At 67.1% G+C, this 16,307-nt stretch carries 16 protein-coding genes and 1 pseudogene; 5 read left to right on the forward strand and 12 right to left on the reverse strand.

What is annotated here, in order from left to right; all coding sequences use genetic code 11:
- Positions 1-206 precede the first annotated feature (206 nt).
- From DSD19_RS22785 to DSD19_RS18410, 6 genes and pseudogenes are all read right to left on the reverse strand, one after another.
- Positions 207-473: pseudogene (locus DSD19_RS22785) on the reverse strand (BMC domain-containing protein); the annotation flags it as partial.
- Between the two features lie 21 nt (positions 474-494).
- On the reverse strand, positions 495-1,316 hold the full coding sequence (gene pduB / locus DSD19_RS18390; RefSeq protein ID WP_075787139.1) for a propanediol utilization microcompartment protein PduB: 822 nt from the start codon (positions 1,314-1,316) through the stop codon (positions 495-497).
- Between the two features lie 29 nt (positions 1,317-1,345).
- A complete protein-coding gene (pduA, locus tag DSD19_RS18395; RefSeq protein WP_075787138.1) occupies positions 1,346-1,636 on the reverse strand; it encodes a propanediol utilization microcompartment protein PduA in 291 nt (96 codons plus the stop codon).
- Between the two features lie 87 nt (positions 1,637-1,723).
- Positions 1,724-2,842 carry a 1-propanol dehydrogenase PduQ gene (locus DSD19_RS18400; RefSeq protein ID WP_113670665.1) on the reverse strand — a complete coding sequence of 373 codons (1,119 nt, stop codon included), beginning with the start codon at positions 2,840-2,842 and terminating at the stop codon, positions 1,724-1,726.
- Positions 2,843-2,974: 132 nt separating this feature from the next.
- A complete protein-coding gene (locus DSD19_RS18405) occupies positions 2,975-5,512 on the reverse strand; it encodes a glycyl radical protein (protein WP_113670666.1) in 2,538 nt (845 codons plus the stop codon).
- 59 nt (positions 5,513-5,571) lie between these two features.
- The gene (locus tag DSD19_RS18410; protein ID WP_305793752.1) at positions 5,572-6,132 is read right to left on the reverse strand and encodes a DJ-1/PfpI family protein; all 561 of its coding nucleotides are present in this window, start codon (positions 6,130-6,132) and stop codon (positions 5,572-5,574) included.
- Between the two features lie 756 nt (positions 6,133-6,888).
- Between DSD19_RS18410 and DSD19_RS18415 the strand changes: the two genes are divergently transcribed.
- The 5 genes from DSD19_RS18415 to DSD19_RS18435 all read left to right on the forward strand — a co-directional run bounded on the left by DSD19_RS18415 (position 6,889) and on the right by DSD19_RS18435 (position 10,748).
- Positions 6,889-7,800, forward strand: coding sequence for a permease (locus DSD19_RS18415; protein WP_075787134.1), 912 nt, complete (start codon positions 6,889-6,891; stop codon positions 7,798-7,800).
- 111 nt (positions 7,801-7,911) lie between these two features.
- Positions 7,912-9,165: an acetate/propionate family kinase gene (locus tag DSD19_RS18420; protein WP_113670668.1), complete on the forward strand. Its 1,254-nt coding sequence runs from the start codon at positions 7,912-7,914 to the stop codon at positions 9,163-9,165.
- Between the two features lie 205 nt (positions 9,166-9,370).
- Complete coding sequence (gene hisF / locus DSD19_RS18425; RefSeq protein ID WP_075787133.1) at positions 9,371-10,132, forward strand: imidazole glycerol phosphate synthase subunit HisF; 762 nt, start codon at positions 9,371-9,373, stop codon at positions 10,130-10,132.
- Positions 10,129-10,452, forward strand: coding sequence for a phosphoribosyl-ATP diphosphatase (locus DSD19_RS18430; protein WP_075787132.1), 324 nt, complete (start codon positions 10,129-10,131; stop codon positions 10,450-10,452). The genes hisF and DSD19_RS18430 overlap by 4 nt, the downstream gene beginning before the upstream one ends.
- A 71-nt stretch (positions 10,453-10,523) precedes the next feature.
- Positions 10,524-10,748, forward strand: a complete 225-nt coding sequence (locus DSD19_RS18435; RefSeq protein WP_113670669.1) for a hypothetical protein — start codon at positions 10,524-10,526, stop codon at positions 10,746-10,748.
- A 15-nt stretch (positions 10,749-10,763) separates the two neighbouring features.
- Here the strand turns inward: DSD19_RS18435 and DSD19_RS18440 are convergent, their stop codons facing one another.
- From DSD19_RS18440 to DSD19_RS18465, 6 genes are all read right to left on the reverse strand, one after another.
- Positions 10,764-11,006, reverse strand: coding sequence for a zinc ribbon domain-containing protein (locus DSD19_RS18440; protein ID WP_113670670.1), 243 nt, complete (start codon positions 11,004-11,006; stop codon positions 10,764-10,766).
- A gap of 92 nt (positions 11,007-11,098) precedes the next feature.
- A complete protein-coding gene (locus DSD19_RS18445) occupies positions 11,099-11,581 on the reverse strand; it encodes an aminoacyl-tRNA deacylase (RefSeq protein ID WP_113670671.1) in 483 nt (160 codons plus the stop codon).
- The gene (locus tag DSD19_RS18450; protein ID WP_113670672.1) at positions 11,578-12,954 is read right to left on the reverse strand and encodes an aminotransferase; all 1,377 of its coding nucleotides are present in this window, start codon (positions 12,952-12,954) and stop codon (positions 11,578-11,580) included. Before DSD19_RS18450 ends, DSD19_RS18445 begins: the two co-directional genes overlap by 4 nt.
- 80 nt (positions 12,955-13,034) lie before the next feature.
- Positions 13,035-13,607 carry a membrane integrity-associated transporter subunit PqiC gene (locus DSD19_RS18455; protein WP_075787127.1) on the reverse strand — a complete coding sequence of 191 codons (573 nt, stop codon included), beginning with the start codon at positions 13,605-13,607 and terminating at the stop codon, positions 13,035-13,037.
- Between the two features lies 1 nt (position 13,608).
- Positions 13,609-15,693 carry an MlaD family protein gene (locus DSD19_RS18460; RefSeq protein ID WP_113670673.1) on the reverse strand — a complete coding sequence of 695 codons (2,085 nt, stop codon included), beginning with the start codon at positions 15,691-15,693 and terminating at the stop codon, positions 13,609-13,611.
- Positions 15,690-16,298 (reverse strand): paraquat-inducible protein A, encoded by a 609-nt coding sequence (locus DSD19_RS18465; RefSeq protein ID WP_113670674.1) that lies wholly within the window; start codon positions 16,296-16,298, stop codon positions 15,690-15,692. The genes DSD19_RS18460 and DSD19_RS18465 overlap by 4 nt, the downstream gene beginning before the upstream one ends.
- Positions 16,299-16,307: the final 9 nt, after the last annotated feature.

Here is a 16,307-nt window from a genome sequence, read left to right on the forward strand (position 1 = left end):
GGTGTCCCAGCGGCGTCCGACGAGGCTTCGGCGTCCTCGGCCGTATGTGAGACGGCCTCGGCCGGGGCAGGGACCTCCGACGCGGCTTCAGCCGCGCTGGCGGTCCCTGCCTCGACCTCGGCCGCAGGCTCGGACGCCGCGGCCGTTCCGGCGGCCGGTTCAGGAACCGGTTCCGCCGGGACCACGCCCACGGTCGCGGGACTGTCCACCAGCAAGGACACATCCCGCGCCGGGCGCGCGATAACCTGGGTCGACACGACGCGGTTCACGCGTTCGGCCGCCACGGCGCCAGCCGCGACCGCGGCCTTGATGGCGCCCACTTCTCCGCGAAGCTTGACGACCGTCATGCCGTCGCCGTTGGTCAGTTCGTAGCCCACCAGCTGGACATTGGCCGATTTCACCGCAGCGTCGGCGGCTTCAACGGCAGCGGCCAGGCCGATGGTTTCGATCAATCCAAGGCTTTGCTCGGTCATGACGGTCATCCTCTTTCACGCTCAGATGTACGGCGTGGTGGTCGACTTGAGCTCGGTGGTCGGATCAAGCGTGCTCAGAAGCTGCTTGCCCACGTCGCGCGCGGCGTGGATCGACTGGCGCACCGCGCCGGAGTCGCCGCTGAACATGTAGATCACCTCGTTCGAGTAGCTGGTGCCGCCGTTGCCGGGCGTCGCGTAGCCGACCGCATCGACGGTTGCCGCCTTGGCAGCGGTATCGGCCATCAGCACGCCGATCGCGGCAGGCGAGCCCACGGTGATGCCGAAGGCCTGGCCGACCGGCGCCCCGAAGGCCTTGTTCAGCGCGAAGCTGGCCCGGGCGGTGTACTGGAACTCCAGGTGGCCCGCGTCGTTGCCGTAGACATCGCCGAAGGTGCGGTCCAGTTCGCCGAGCATCACCTCGACCGCCCGACGGGCGTCCGAAACGTCGGCTGCGCCGAAGATGACCAGCGAGCCGTGGCCGCCGCCGCCCTTGGTGTCGCGCGGCAGTTCGATGACCAGGACTTCGCTGTTCGTGGCCTTCACCGCCTCATCGGCCGCGAAGATGTGGGGACCGGCCCCGGTCCGCGCGCCGACGATGCCGATCGACCGGTATTTCTTGTCGATTTTCATCGCTTCGTGCAGGGCCGGATCGACATTGGCGATGACCACGCCGATGGTGTCGCCGATCGCGGTGCCGACGAATTCGGTCAGCTGGCACGCCTTGGGGGCTTTGGCGGGAGCCGCCTTGGCCTGGGGTTGGGGTTCGGAGGAGGAGGAGCTGTCGCTCCCCCCCATTTTCCGGATCACTTCCCCCATCAGTTGTTCGACAAGATCGTCTTTCATGACCGATCCTCCTTGTCCTTAATCAGGGGTTATTCGGCGGCCGGGGCGGGATGGGGCAGAATGCGTTCCACCTCGGTATGCGGCCGCGGGATCACGTGGACAGAGGCCACGGTGCCGACCTTGCCGGCCGCCACGGCGCCCGCATCGGTGGCGGCCTTGACCGCGCCGACATCGCCACGCACCATCACGGTGACGAGGCCCGAGCCGATTTTCTCGTAGCCGATCATCGTCACGTTGGCCGATTTGACCATGGCATCCGCCGCCTCGATGGCGCCGACCAGACCTTTGGTTTCGACCATTCCCAGTGCTTCCTGTTGCATCGCTCTCTCCTTGCTCACGATGTTTCGTTGATGAAGTTTGCCTTAGGGTCTTCGCGCTTCTTGCTCTGCTGCATCCTCCCTCGTCTCCTAACCGCCGACCTGCATCAGCAGGGCGTCCAGGTCTGCCTGGGACGGTTTGCGTGGGTTGCTGGTCGTGCAGGCATCGGCCAGCGCTGCCGCCGCGATCTGGGATCGGGCATGGCTGAATTCTTCCATGTCCGTCCCGAGACCCCGGAGGGATGACGGGATGCCGAACCTGGCATTGAGGCCCTGGATCTCGTGGATCAGGGCGCCGACCCCGGCGCGCGTGCTGGGCACGTCGAGCCCGATCAGTCGGGCGATCCGGGCGTAGCGTTCGGCGGCCTCGGGCTCTTCGGCGTTCCAGGCGATCACCAGCGGCATCAGAACCGCGTTGACGCGGCCGTGCACGACATGGAGCCGCCCGCCGAGGGCATGGGCGAGGCTGTGGTTGATGCCGAGCCCCGCCGCGCTGAACGCCAGCCCGGCCAGGCAGGACGCCTGGTGCATCGCGTCCCGCGCCTCGATGTCGTCGCCATTGGCGAAGCAGCGGGGCAGGAAGGCGAAGGCCAGAGCCAGCGCCTTTTCGGCGAAGGCGTCGGTGAAATGGTTGGCACCGGTCGCGACCACGGCCTCGATGGCGTGGGTGATGACGTCCATGCCGGTATCGGCGGTCACCTTCGGCGGCGCGGTGCGCACGAATTCGGGGTCCAGAAGCGCCACGTCGGGGACGAGCTCTTCCGAGATCAGGGGAAACTTGCGGCCGTTGGCGGGGTCCGAGATCACCGCGAACGAGGTCACTTCGGACCCTGTGCCGCTGGTCGTCGGGATCGCGACGAACGGGATATAGCGGCCTTCGGACATCTGGCGGACGATGGCAAGGATCGCCTTGCCGGCGTCGATCGGCGAGCCGCCGCCCAGTGCCAGGATCACGTCCGGGCCGAAATCGGCCAGCAGGCGGGCGCCCCTGGAGACGGTGTCGAGCGGCGGCTCGGGGATCGCTTCGTCGAAGACCAGCACGTCGCAGCCCTTCAGCGAGGCTTTCACCCGGTCGAGCGCGCCCGACTGGGCCATGAAGGCGTCGGTGACGATGCCGACTTTCTGACCGCGATAGGCATGCAGGCGGTCCAGCAGGCCCGGGCCGAAGACGATCTCGGTCCTGGGATGGAAGCTTTGATAGCGGGTCATTCGGGTCACCTGTTCTTTCGCGGGTCGGTCGGGTGGGGCGGACACGGGCGGCTGGATGTCAGGGGCCGCCGCCCGCGCCTCTCCCCGGTCGGCCCCCGCGTGCTGCGATGCGGGGACCGGCCAATCGCTGGATCAGAACGTCTGTTCCGTCCGGCTGATGATGTCGTCCTGCACCTCTTTCGCGAGGACGACGAACTGGGCGCTGTAGCCGGCCACGCGGACCACGAGGTCCTTGTGGGCATCCGGGTTTTTCTGCGCGTCCAGCAGGGTCTGGCGGTCGATCACGTTGAACTGCACGTGCATGCCCTTGTGATCGAAGTACGACCGCACCAGCGAGGCGAAGTTCTGCAGCCCCTGGTCACCGGCCAGCGCCGCAGGCAGGAACTTCTGGTTGTAGAGGGTGCCGTTCGAGGCGATGAAGTGGTCGAGCTTGGCCACCGAGTTCGCCGCGGCCGTCGGGCCCTTCGCATCCTTGCCTTGCCGGGGCGACACGCCGTCCGAGAGCGGTTTCTTGGCGAGACGGCCGTCGGGCAGCGCGCCCACGTCCTTGCCGAAGAGCACGTTCGCGGACACCGGGTAGATCCCGGCCTGGAACTGGCCACCGCGCGGGTTGGTGTACTTTTCAACCTCGAGGCAGTAGATCCGGGCGCATTTCCGGGCGATCAGGTCGACCTCGTCGTCATCGTTCCCGAAGCACTCGGCCGAGTCCATCAGGCGGCGGATGCCGTCATATTTTGACGACCCCGACTGCGGCGAGTCCTTGGCGGCCAGCGTGCGGTAGACCTCGTCCTTCAGCGTGGCCACATCGACCGAGCTGTTGGTGGAGAGCACCTTGCGCACCGCCGCGTAGACTTCCTCTTCGCTCGGCGTGCCGCCGCCCGACGTCTGGGCGCTCTCGCCCAGCGCGACCCCGAAGTTGGCGTCCAGCGCGTCCTTCAGATCCGTCATCGACACTTTCTTTTCGTCGAAGACGAATTTCTTCATCGCGTAGACCGAGTCGCCGGTATCGGCGACGCCGAAGGCCTGCGGACCGGTGAAGTTGTAGATCGCGCCGCCTTCCTGGACCGACTTGCCGCGACCCATGCAGTCATCGACCATGGCCGACAGGAAGGGCAGGGGCGCCCGTTCGGCATGGGCGAGATCGACGCAGTTGTCGGCTTCGGCCAGGTATTTGACGAAGAAGGCCATCTGGGTCTTGAAGGCCGCATAGAAGTCGTCAAGCGAATTCCAGTCGGTCATCTCGCCGGTTTTCGGCCCCAGCTGCGTGTCGCCCACGCGGCCATTGTTCATGGTGATTTCCAGAACCTTGGCCACGTTGAAGAACGCCGCGTCGTGCCAGCCTTCGGTGCGGTGGATCGCCTGCGGTTCGACGCAGCCGACGATGCCGTAGTCGCGGGCATCGGCCAGCGAGACACCGCGGTTCTGCAGCGCGGGGATGATCACCTCGTCGTTGTAGACCGCGGGCACACCCAGCCCGAGGCGCACGACCTCGGCCGCCCGGAACAGGAACTCGTCGGGCGTGCCCTGCCAGACGCGGATCGAGAAGGACGGCGCGGGCAGCTTCACATGGGCGACCGCTTCCATGCACATGTAGGACATGTCATTGGTCGCATCGAGACCGTCTTCGGTCTGGCCGCCGACGCAGAGGTTCTGGAACACCGCGTAACCGGCAAAGGCCTGGGCCGACACCTCGTCGCGGGTCTTGTTGACGTCGTTCAGCTTGATCCAGATGCAGTCGACCAGTTCCTGCGCGAAGTCGCGGCTGATGGATTTGTCGGCTTGCAGATAGGGGTTCATGTACTGGTCGAACCGGCCCGGCGAGATCGAGTGGCCCGAGGATTCGATCTGCAGCATGCACTGGACGAACCACATGGTCTGACAGGCTTCCCAGAACGTCGTGGCCGGGTTTTCAGGAACGCGGCGGCAGTTCTTGGCGATCTGTTCAAGCTCGGCCTTGCGGCTCGGGTTCGATTCCTGCCTGGCCAGCTCTTCGGCCTTCGCCGCATAGCGGTGGGCGAAGTTGATCGCGGCGTTGTAGGAGATCACGACCGCGTTGTAGAACTGTTTCTTCTTGATGAAGCCGGGGTCTTTCTCGTCGAGGCATTCAAGCAGCTTGATCGCCTGTTCGATGACACCGCGGAAGCCGATCTTGAGGATCTTGCCGTAGTCCACGCAGACGTGGCCGACGCCGCCGAAGTAGTAGTTGCCGACGGTGAACACGCCGTTGGCCATGCAATCATGGGCCTTTTTCGACATGTAGGACGCGGCAAGCGCCTGGGTCGTCTTGCCCGGCCAGTACTTGAAGGCCTCATGCAGCTCGGCGGCGGTTTCCTTCGGGATCTCGAAGGGGTCGGCCACGCGGGTCGCCATGGTGTCGAACTCGGCTTCCACCCAGTCGAACGAGAATTCGGGGCAGATTTCGGTCGAGCGCGGGTTCTTGGTGATCGCGCCGACGATCAGCTCGTCGTCGCGGATGGTCACGGGAAGCTCGTTGAAGATCTTCTCGGCCACCTTGGCGCGCCGCAGGATCGCAGGCAGCCCTTCGGTTGCCTTGTAGGCTTCGGTCGCCAGAACCGCACGCTCGGACTCGACATAGGGCCGGGCGTGGATGATCTGGGACTTGAGCCGCATCACGCGGTCCGTCGGTTTCGTAAAGCCCTTCTCAATCATGATTTCCTCCAGGCTGTGATGCCCCGCCGAGCCCTCGCGGCCCGCCGGCGCCGATTGCTTCAGATCGCGAGGTCGGGGGCCACCTGGCGCGCGAAGGCGCGCAGCAGTCCCGGATGTCCGGGCCAGGCCGGGGACGTCGCGAGGTTTCCGTCGATCACGGTGTTTTCCGGCGCGACGGCGACATAGGTGCCGCCGACGGCGCGGATCTCGGGGGCGACGGCCGGGTAGGCCGTCAGGCGGCGACCGGCGAGAACGCCGGCAGCGGCCAGGATTTGCGGGCCATGGCAGATCGCCGCGACCGGCCTGCCCGCCTCCATGACGGTGCGGGTCAGCGCCAGCACGTCCTCGTCGAGCCGCAGGTATTCGCAGGCCCGGCCCCCGGCGAGGTAGAGCCCGTCATAGGCGTCCGCCTCGATCAGTCCGAAGGCGGTGTTCAGCTGAAAGAGGTGACCGGGCTTTTCGCTATAGGTCTGGTCGCCCTCGAAATCGTGGACCGCGGTCCTGACAGTGTCGCCCGAGCGTTTCCCCGGGCAAGCCGCGTCGACCTGGAAACCGATCATTCCGAGCGCCTGAAAGGGAACCATCACTTCATAATCTTCGGAATAGTCTCCGACGATCATGAGGACTTTCTTTTTCGAGGAACCGGACATTTCCATTTCCTTCGCGATTGGCCGCGTCGTTGAAGAGAGAATAGGATTTTGCAGGGGTCATCAGCAACGCGAAGGGTTTGACAATGACGGGTAATCCCTTGACGGCGGCAGCAAATCGGACGCGTCGCCCTTGAAAACAAGGGGTTTGGCGCCGGGCCGTGGCGAGGCGCAATCGGGCGCGATGACAAGAAATTACCCGGACGGGTAGAAACTTGTCATCGGGAGGACAAGGCATCCTCGGTCAGAACCGCGCAGGGGTGTGTCGGACAGGGCCTTCGGCATGTGGCGGAGGACTCATGGTGCCTTCGTAAGGCCTAGTAATAAAACAAGAAAATTTGACGGCTTTCGCCCTGGCGGGCCGATTCCGGGGCCTCTGGAGGGCGAATTCCGGGTCTTGTCCGACTCCGGCAAGAAATTACCACCGGAGGCCAAGTTCCCCGCGTTGACCGGCTGTGCCAATTCGATCAACATTATTTGTGACGACGCACCCGAATTCGGGACTCGCTTTCGATATCACATATCGGGGGATGCAGTTTGAACCAACCGGAGGGCCTTCGGCTTTTCCGGAGACGGCAACCTGCGTTTCGAAAAACGGGCGCGGGTGCGAAGCAAGCGGAAACCGAAAAAAATCGACATGCGAACTTGGAAGCGGAATCGAAGCGAACGCGTAAATCCCATTCGAGGACTTCGCGTGAGGAATGTCGATTGCGTTGCAAGGAGGAATAAATGACTGCACTCGGTTTACTGGTCGCCTTCGGGGGCGGCATCTTCGGGGCGGCGATCGGCGCATTGCCGGCCTTCGCCTTCGTGGGCATCCTGACGATCGCGGGCGTCGCGATCCAGCTGGCGGTCGCACCCGCGGCCACCGACTTCTTCGGGATCCCGTTCGGCGTCTTCGGCCCGCATGTGGGCGGGTTCGCCTCGGGCGTCGCCGCCGCGGCCTATGCGGCCTCGAAGGGCAAGCTTGACAGCGGCCGCAACATCGTGACGGCGGGCATGGGGCTGAACAGCCCCGATGTGCTGCTGGTCGGCGGCATCTTCGGGATTGTCGGCTACGTGATCTGCTGGGGCGTCGCGATGGTGCCCGATGTGGGCCCGGGCCTGCCCTGGACCGATTATCCCGGCATGAGCGTCGTGATCTCGGCCTTCATCGTGCGCTTTCTCTGGGGCACCTGCGGCCTGTGCGGGAAAACGCCCGAGGGCGAGCGGTTCTTCCACCCGACCGATGCCACCAAATGGCTGGTGTTCCAGAGCAGCTTCGGCCAGATCGCCGTCATCGGCATCGGCGTCGGACTGCTGGGCGGCTGGCTGGGCGTGACCTACGGCACCGCTGGCGCGCTTCTGGCCTTCGGCATCGCCGCCGCGAGCCTGCTGTTCCTGACGGTCGGCGTTCTGACCCCGGTGACCCACCACATCGCCCTTCCGGCCGCCATCGTCGGCGTGGCCTCGGGCAGCATCCTCTGGGCCGCCATTGCCGGGCTGGTCTGCGCCTTCGTGGGCGAGTTCTTCGCCCGGGTCTTCCTTGACCGCGGCGATACCCATATCGACCCGCCGGCCTGCACCATCGCGGCCATGACGCTGGTCTTCAACGTACTGACTTCCATCGGCTTCTGGGCTCTCCTCCCACTGCCGGTGTGATCCGGGGGCAGACCGACACCCTGCACCCCGAACGGGCGGCGCGACACCCTCCTCCCACCCTCCCCCCCGTCGCGCCGCCCGTCCTTGCCGTTTCAAAGAAAGGACGACACCATGATCCTCACCATCAACTGCGGCAGTTCCAGCCTGAAGTATCAGCTTTACACGACCGATCTGTCCGAAGTCGTGGCGAAGGGTCTGATCGCCCGGATCGGCGAGGACGGCTCCTACTCGGATCACAAGGCCGGAGGCCGCGGCGAGAAGGTCGAGCTTCCGGTTCCCGATCACAAGACCGCGCTTGAACTGATGCTGGCCAGCCTGATGCATGCCGACTACGGCGTGATCGACTGCCCGGCGGCGATCACGGCCATCGGCCATCGCGCGGTTCATGGCGGCGACGTTTTCGTCGACTCGGTCGTGGTCGATGACGAGGTCATGGCCCAGCTTCGGGCCTGCGTCGGCTTTGCGCCGCTTCACAATCCCTGCAACATCGCCGGTATCGAGGCCGCGATGCGTCTGTTCCCGGGCGTTCCGAACATCGTGGTGTTCGATACCGCGTTCCATCAGACCGTGCCGCCCGAAGCGCATGTCTATGCGCTGCCCTACGAGCTTTATGCCAAGAGCGGCATCCGGAAATACGGCTTTCACGGCACGTCCTGCCGCTATGTCAGCCAGGCCACGGCCGATCTGCTGAACTGGCCCATCGAGGACATGAAGATGGTGATCTGCCATCTGGGCAACGGCGTGACGCTGACTGCGGTCGATGGCGGCAGGTCGGTCGATACCTCGATCGGGTTCGGCACCTTCGGGGGCGTTCCCATGGGCACCCGGTCGGGCGATTTCGACCCGTCGATCATCTTCCATCTGGTCAACCAGCTGGGAATGAGCCTGAAGGACGTCGAGACGCTTTGCTATCACAAGAGCGGGCTTCTGGGCGTCTCGGGCGTCAGCAACGACATGCGCGAGGTAACGACGCGGGCGGCTGACGGCGACGACCGGTGCAGGCTGGCGGTCGAGATCTTCGTCTATCAGATCAAGAAGACCATCGGCGCCTATGCGGCCGCGATGAACGGGCTCGACGCGCTGGTCTTCACAGCAGGCATCGGCGAGAACAGCGCCGAGATCCGGACCCGGATCTGTTCGGGGCTGGGCGTCCTGGGCGTCCGGATCGACGAGGCAACGAACGAGGTGGCGCGCGACGGCTATCCGAACATCAGCGCTGCCGATGCGTCGGTCGCGACCCTTGTCGTGCCCACCGACGAAGAGCGGATGATCGCGATGGACACCCTGCGTCTGACCCCCGATCACCTGCTGACAACGCCGCGCGGCGTCTCTGCGCGCGGCTACGAACAGGCGCGGCCGCTCTAGGCCGTCCCTGCCGTCGTCCGGCGGCGTGTCGGGGAGCAGCGGAAGCGTTGTCTTCCGCGGGCCCGGCACGTCGTCGGCGGCTCCAGTCCGAAGGCCCCGGCATCGGTGCCCCTTCGGGGGCGCGGCCCGGGGCCTTCCGCTGGCTGTTCTCGGGCGTCTTTCCTCGGACGCCCGCCCGCGCTAAGAGGGCGCGAAAGGAGCCGCCATGCTGAAGATCCGTATCATCCCCTGTCTCGACGTGGCCGAGGGGCGCGTGGTCAAGGGGGTCAATTTCGTCAATCTCGTCGATGCGGGCGATCCGGTCGAGGCCGCAAAGGCCTATGACGCGGCCGGAGCGGACGAGTTGTGCTTTCTCGACATCCACGCGACTCATGAAAATCGCGGCACCATGTTCGACGTGGTGCGACGCACGGCCGAGCAGTGCTTCATGCCGCTGACCGTGGGTGGCGGGGTGCGGACCGCCGAGGATGTGCGCGCGCTGCTGCTGGCAGGCGCCGACAAGGTCAGCTTCAACTCGGCGGCGGTCGCCAACCCCGATGTGGTGCACGAGGCGGCCGACCAGTTCGGCAGCCAGTGCATCGTGGTCGCCATCGACGCCAAGACGGTCAGTCCCGGCAAGTGGGAGATTTTCACCCATGGCGGGCGCAAGCCCACCGGCATCGACGCGGTCGAGTTCGCGCGGACGGTGGTCGCCAAGGGCGCGGGCGAGATCCTGTTGACCAGCATGGACCGGGACGGGACGCGGGCGGGCTTCAACCTGCCGCTGACCCGTGCGATTTCCGATGCGGTCGATGTGCCGGTGATCGCCTCGGGCGGGGTCGGCACGCTCGACCATCTGGTCGAGGGGGTCACCGAGGGCGGGGCCAGCGCGGTACTGGCCGCCTCGATCTTCCATTTCGGCGAATTCACCATCGGCGAGGCCAAGGCGCATATGGCCGCCGCCGGCATCCCCGTGAGGCTGACATGACCGCATCCGATCTCGAGGCGCTGGCGCGTCTTGCCGCCACGGTCGAGGCGCGCAAGGGCGCCGATCCGGATACGTCCTGGACCGCCAAGCTGTTCGCGAAAGGCCCCGAGAAATGCGCCGAGAAATTCGGCGAGGAGGCGGTCGAGGCGATCATCGAGGCGGTCCGGGGCGACCGCGTCCGGCTGACCTCCGAGGCGGCGGACGTCGTTTATCACCTGCTTGTGATGCTTGCCGCCCGCGACGTGACCCTGGCCGATGTCGCGGCGGAGTTGGCGCGGCGCGAGGGCGTCAGCGGGATCGCCGAGAAGGCGTCGCGCTGAGGTCGGCCCGGCCCGGCCGCGACCGCAAGCCGCGCTTGCCTGCGGACCGGCGCGGTGCCACTTTCCGGCGCATGGAAAACGACAGCAAAAAGCCTCCGACCGGGCGGATCGTCTGGGGCGTGGGCATCGCGGTGACGCTGATCACCGTTCTCATGACCGACTGGGGCTATCTTACGGCGGGCCCGGTCCATACCGTGACCTCGATCGCGGCGGCGGTCTTCTTCGGATTTCTGGCCGCGCAGGCGGCGATCTTCGCGATCGAGTACCGCGAGAAGCGGCGCAAGGACAAGGACTGATCCGAAAGCGGGCGGTCAGACGCCGCCCTTCTTGCGCTCGCTCTTCGAATAGTTGCTGAAATGGCCTTCCTTCTTGGCGAGGCTGCGCGCGCCCTTGATAAGTTTCGCGCTGTCGCCCGTGGCGACGACGCGCGACAGCAGGCGCCTGACCTCGGGGCTGCCGCAGTCGGGGCAGGCGGGGGCGCTGTCATCGCTGAGGCTGCGCAGAAGCTCGAATTCGGCTTCGCAGGCGGTGCAGCAGTAGTTGTACATCGGCATCGTCGGGTCCTCTCGCGCGGGCGTCTGGGCGTCGGGTTCATCTTGGCGGCTTCGCGGCCGGGGTCAATCCGCGCCGGTGCCGCGCCCTTCCCTCAGCCGTGCTCGGCGCAAAGATCGGCCGCCTGTGCTCCGGCGGCGGCCAGCGCATCGTCCGGGGCCAGGGCCACCATCAGCCCGCGGCGGCCGCCGTTCAGAACGATTTCGGCCCCGCTCAGCGCGCTGGCCTCGAAGGCCACCGGCGCGCGGCGCTTCTGGCCGAAGGGGCTGATGCCGCCGGTATGAAAGCCGGTCAGCCGCTCGGCCTTGTCGGGCGGCATCATCCGGGCCGATTTGGCACCGAAGGCCACTGCCACCTTCTTCATCGACAGGGTGCGGTCCGAGGGGATCACCGCGCAGGCGGGCTTGCCGTCGACCTCGACCATCAGGGTCTTCATCACCCGGCCCGGATCGGCGCCGATGGCTTCGGCCGCATGCAGCCCGATCCGGTCCTGACCGGCCACATAGGTGTAATCGATCGGCCGAAACGCGACGCCCGCGCGTTGCAGCGCCTGGGTCGCGGGGGTGGCGGTGCTCACGCCCCCGCCTTCAGCCCGGCAAAGACCTCGGTCAGAGCCGCTTCGAGCTTTTCGAACATCTCGGCCATCTGCGGTTCGGTCAGGATGAAGGGCGGACACAGCACGATGGACTGGCCAAGCGGCCGACAGATCAGGCCGTGATCGGTGCAGGTATTGGCGATCCGCTCGCTGACCGAGAGGTTGGAGGGGAAGGGCGTCCTGGTCGGCTTGTCGGCGACGGCTTCCAGCGCGCCCATCAGCCCCTTGCCGCGGAACTCGCCGATATTGGGGTTTTCGGCCAGCCGCTTCATGCCCTCTTCGAAAAGCGGGGTCAGGCGGCGGACGTTTTCCAGAAGCCCCTCATTCAGGATCACGTCGATGGCCTTCAGCGCGATGGCGCAGCCGACCGGGTGGCCCGAGGCGGTAAAGCCGTGCGGAAATTCCTCGACCGCCTCGGAGGCCCTGTGCAGCCGGTCGGCCAGCCCGGGGCCGAGGATCACCGCGCCCATCGGGAAGTAGCCCGCCGTCAGCGCCTTGGACGAGATGATGGCATCGGGCACGAAATCATAGGTCTCGCAGCCCCAGACGGCGCCGGTGCGCCCGAAGCCGCAGATCACCTCGTCCGAGATCAGCGGGATGCCATGCTTCTTGAGGATCGGCTGGATCGCCTGGAAATAGCCCGCCGAGGGCGGGATCACGCCGCCCGCGCCCATCACGGGTTCGGCGAAGAACCCGGCGATGGTCTCGGCGCCCTCGCGATTGATCACCTCTTCCAGCTCGGCCGCCATGCGGGCGGTGAACTGGGTCTCGGTCTCGCCGGGGCGGCCCTCGCGCCAGTAATGCGGGCAGGTCAGGTGGATGAAATCGGGCAGCGGCAGGCCGAACAGCGCGTTATAGGGCTTGCCGGTCATCGAGGCCGAGACCGCGGTGACGCCGTGATAGGCGTTCTTCCGGGTCAGGATCTTGCGGCGCTGGGGCTGGTCCTCGGCGCGGGCGAGGAACCACAGCATCTTGACCAGCGTGTCATTCGCCTCGGAGCCCGAATTGGTGTAGAAAACCCGGCCGCGCTCGTAGGGCGAGACCTCGATCAGCTTCTCGCTCAGCATCACGGTCTGGTCGGACATCCGCCCGAAGAAGGCGTGATAGCCCGGGAAGCGGTCGTATTGCGCCTTGGCGGCCGCGGCCAGCCCGGCATGGTCGAACCCCGCGACCATGTTCCAGAGCCCCGAATTGCTGTCGAGATAGCGCCGACCTTCGGTGTCGATGACATAGGGGCCTTCGCCATGGGTCAGCACCACCGTTCCGCGCGCCTTGACCGAGGGCAGATCGGTAAAGCCATAGAAACTGGACGACTCGGCGCGGGCTTTCCAGCTGTTCGGGGCGGTTTCGGGCATCTTGGGCTCCTTGGGGCGGTGGCGGGCAGAGGCTAGCGCCGCGACGATCGGGGCGCAATCGGGCTTTGGCGCGGGGCGGCTCAGCGCAGCCCGGTCCGGGCGATCTGGGTCGCAAGCTCGCGCAGCGCCGCGCCGCGCGCCGCCGCGATCTGGGCGGGACCTGCGGGGGCGGCGATGGGCACCGCGATCGCGAAGGGCGCGCTGCGGTTCCGCCCGCCGGCATCGGGGGCCACGAAGAACTGGCCGGTCAGGCGGAAGGTCCCGTCGGGCTCGGCCAGCATGTCGGCCACGCGGATCTCGAGCGTCGCCTGGGCGCGGTCGAAGAAGGGCCAGGGCTCGGCGGCGACCTGGGCGCCGGTCATCTGCGTCAGCAGGCGCGCCAGATCCTGGGTGATGGCGCGGGTCGGGTCGTCGGCCCAAAGCACGTCCGAGGACGAGGTCAGCGCCCCGCTGGCGCTGCGGCTGTAGATTTCCTCGGACGCGGCATAGGTCGGCAGCGACACCTCGCGGATCGCGACGCTGCGCCAGGCGACGGGCAGGCGCGGCCCGGCGACGGCCGTGTCGGGCACGGTGTAACGGTCGGGGCTGCCGCTGCAGGCGGCCAGCGCCAGGGCGGAGGGGACGAGGGCGGCAAGTAGCAGGTGCGGTTTCATGTCAGCGTCCGAACAGGATCGAGTTGGGGTTGCGTTCCAGCGCCCGCGACAGCGTCGTCACGGCCTGGGCCGCGCGCTGGATCTCGCGGAGTGCGGCGTCGATCTCGCGGCCCATCCCGCGCGAGGCGTCATAGCCCTCGATGGTGGCCGAGGCCTGGCCCAGAATGCGCTTGGCCCGGTCCAGCAGGTCGGGCAGATCGCGCGCGGCGGTCGAGATGTCGTCGGCGGCCGACCGCGCCGAGGCGAGGGTGGCATTGGCGTTACCGACGATCCCGCCCTCGCGCAGCTCGGCCAGCATCGCCGCCAGTTCGCGCAGGGCGCCGGAAAGATCGGTCGGCAGATCGCGCGCCTGATCGGTGTCGATCAGCCGGTCGGTGCTGTCGAGCAGCGCCGAGATCCGGTCGGCCAGCTCGTTCAGCGGCAGCGTTGCCGCCTGATCGGCCACCGCGTTCAGGCGCGCGACCAGATCGGGCAGCCCGGCGGCGGCGGCGTCGATGCTTTGCGCGGCCCCGGCGGCGGCGTCGAGCGCTTCGGTCAGGCGGGAGGCAGCATCGGCCTCGGCCAGTTGGCGGGTCAGCGTCTCGATGGCGGCGACGGCCCCGTCGATGCGGCCGGGCAGGGCCTGCATCCCGTCCGAGCCGACGATGCCACGCGCCTCGCCGACCAGCGCCTTGACCTCGCCCGGAACGGCGCGGATCTCGTCGCTGCCGGCCAGGGTGCTGACGCTGTTCAGCGCGTCGATGGCGCTTTGCATCAGGTCCTCGATGGGCAGATCGTTGATGCGGTTGTAAAGCCCCTCGGCGGTGGCCGAGACGTCGGAAATGTCGCTGGCCGTGGTCGGGATCACCGGGTTCGGGTCGGCGTCGCGGTCAATTTCGGCCGGCGAGGTCTCGGCGGTCTCGACCAGTTCGACCTTGAGCCCGCCGGTCAGGATCGAAGCGGTCACCAGCCGCGCCCGCAGCCCTTCGCGCACCCGGCCCGCGAGGTAGTCGAGTGCGTCCTCGGGCGTCGCGTTCTGCTCGATGCCCAGTCGCGAGGGCTGGATCGCCAGTGTCGCCGACAGCCGCACCCGGTCGTCGCCGAAGCGCGCGGCATCGACGATGCCGTTCAGCGATGCGACGCGGCCGATCCGGAGCCCGCCCAGCGTGACCGGCGCATCGACCGAAAGCCCTTCGACGTTTTCCTCGAAATAGGCGGTCAGGGTCAGGGCGGTGCCCTCATCGGCGGCAAAGACGCTGGCCCGGGCGGTGGATTCGTCGGGATAGACCTCGAACCGGGTCTCGGGCTGGACCTCGCGCCCGCCCGAGACCACGCTCTGGAAGGTCACTCCGCCCGACAGCAGCGCCGCGACGGACGAGAAATCGACCCGCGCGCCGCTGGGGCCGAGCGAGAAGGAAAAGCCCGAGCTGTCCCAGAACCGGGTCGAGGTCGAGATCAGCCGGTCATGCGGGGCGAAGACGATGGCATCGGCCTCGACGGTCGAGCCGTCCTGGCTGACCTCGGCCTTGCCGATCCGCCCGACCTCGATGCCGCGATAAAGGATCGGCGCCTCTTCGGTCAGGCCCGCATCGGTGGCGGCGCGCAGCCTCAGCCTGAGGCCCGGGCGGCCCTCGCGGTTCAGCGGTGCCGCGCTTTTGCCCTGGTGGCGTTCGACAAAGCCGTCGGGCCGGTCGTCCCAGATGCCCTGGATGAAGACCCCCGACAGCACGGTCGACAGCCCGGTCACGCCGCGCGCGCTGACCTCGGGCTGGACCACCCAGAAATCGGCGCCGTCATCGACATAGGGCGCGACCGCCTTGTCGAGCCGGACCGAGACCAGCACCTCGCCGAGACTGTCGGTAAAGCCCACCCTTTCGACCAGGCCCACGGTCACGTCGCGATAGTGGAGTTCGGTCTCGCCCGCCTTGATGCCCGAGGCATTCTCGAAGGTCAGTTCCAGCAGAGGCCCGCGTTCGGCATAGCTGTGCCAGGCCACGCCCAGCGCGATGGCCAAGGCCGCCGCCGGGATCACCCAGACGATGGAAATGCGGTCCAGCAGGCTGCGGCCGGCCGGTTCGACCGGGGTTTCGGGAGGAAGATCGGTCATGCCAGGCGGCTCCGGGAGGCGGGGGACGGATCGGGACCATCCCAAAGCAGGCGGCTGTCGAAGCTTTGCGCCGACAGCATGGTGGCGATCACCGAGACCGCGAAGAAAAGGCTGGCCGGGCCGGGGCTGATCGAGACCACCGCGCCCAGTTGCACCAGCGCCGAGAGGATGGCAACGACGAAGACGTCGATCATCGACCAGCGGCCGATATATTCCACCACCTCGTAGAGCTGCTGGCGCCGGGCGCGGCTGACGCGGCTGCCATGCGCGACGCTGAGCGCGAGCCCCGCCACCGCGAGGAACTTGCCGATGGGGATCAGCACCGAAGCCGTCAGGATCACCGCGGCGATGCCCCAGCTGCCATGGCGGGCGATTTCGACCGCGCCGCCGACGATGGTGTTGTCCTGGGTGCTGACCAGCGTCCGGGTTTCCAGCATCGGGTAGATATTCGCCGGCACATAGGCGATCAGTCCGAGGCTCCACCAGGCCCAGACTCGCTGCAGCGACAGCGGCGCGCGCGGGTGCAGCCGCTGGCCGCAGCGCGCACAGCTTCGCGTGCCCGCAGGCCAGACCCGGGTGCAGCGGGTGCAGGCCACAAGGCCCATGTCGCGTGC

This window comes from Rhodovulum sp. BSW8, assembly GCF_003314725.1.
GTDB classification, from domain to species: domain Bacteria; phylum Pseudomonadota; class Alphaproteobacteria; order Rhodobacterales; family Rhodobacteraceae; genus Rhodovulum; species Rhodovulum visakhapatnamense.

Bases quoted from the DNA above. Each gene is read 5' to 3' on its own strand.
- DSD19_RS18450 (WP_113670672.1), bottom strand. From the start codon at position 12,954: ATGCCCGAAACCGCCCCGAACAGCTGGAAAGCCCGCGCCGAGTCGTCC.
- DSD19_RS18455 (WP_075787127.1), bottom strand. From the start codon at position 13,607: ATGAAACCGCACCTGCTACTTGCCGCCCTCGTCCCCTCCGCCCTGGCG.
- DSD19_RS18435 (WP_113670669.1), top strand. From the start codon at position 10,524: ATGGAAAACGACAGCAAAAAGCCTCCGACCGGGCGGATCGTCTGGGGC.
- DSD19_RS18465 (WP_113670674.1), bottom strand. From the start codon at position 16,298: ATGGGCCTTGTGGCCTGCACCCGCTGCACCCGGGTCTGGCCTGCGGGC.
- DSD19_RS18410 (WP_305793752.1), bottom strand. From the start codon at position 6,132: ATGATCGTCGGAGACTATTCCGAAGATTATGAAGTGATGGTTCCCTTT.
- DSD19_RS18440 (WP_113670670.1), bottom strand. From the start codon at position 11,006: ATGCCGATGTACAACTACTGCTGCACCGCCTGCGAAGCCGAATTCGAG.
- DSD19_RS18400 (WP_113670665.1), bottom strand. From the start codon at position 2,842: ATGACCCGCTATCAAAGCTTCCATCCCAGGACCGAGATCGTCTTCGGC.
- pduB (WP_075787139.1), bottom strand. From the start codon at position 1,316: ATGAAAGACGATCTTGTCGAACAACTGATGGGGGAAGTGATCCGGAAA.
- DSD19_RS18420 (WP_113670668.1), top strand. From the start codon at position 7,912: ATGATCCTCACCATCAACTGCGGCAGTTCCAGCCTGAAGTATCAGCTT.
- hisF (WP_075787133.1), top strand. From the start codon at position 9,371: ATGCTGAAGATCCGTATCATCCCCTGTCTCGACGTGGCCGAGGGGCGC.
- DSD19_RS18430 (WP_075787132.1), top strand. From the start codon at position 10,129: ATGACCGCATCCGATCTCGAGGCGCTGGCGCGTCTTGCCGCCACGGTC.
- DSD19_RS18405 (WP_113670666.1), bottom strand. From the start codon at position 5,512: ATGATTGAGAAGGGCTTTACGAAACCGACGGACCGCGTGATGCGGCTC.
- DSD19_RS18460 (WP_113670673.1), bottom strand. From the start codon at position 15,693: ATGACCGATCTTCCTCCCGAAACCCCGGTCGAACCGGCCGGCCGCAGC.
- DSD19_RS18415 (WP_075787134.1), top strand. From the start codon at position 6,889: ATGACTGCACTCGGTTTACTGGTCGCCTTCGGGGGCGGCATCTTCGGG.
- pduA (WP_075787138.1), bottom strand. From the start codon at position 1,636: ATGCAACAGGAAGCACTGGGAATGGTCGAAACCAAAGGTCTGGTCGGC.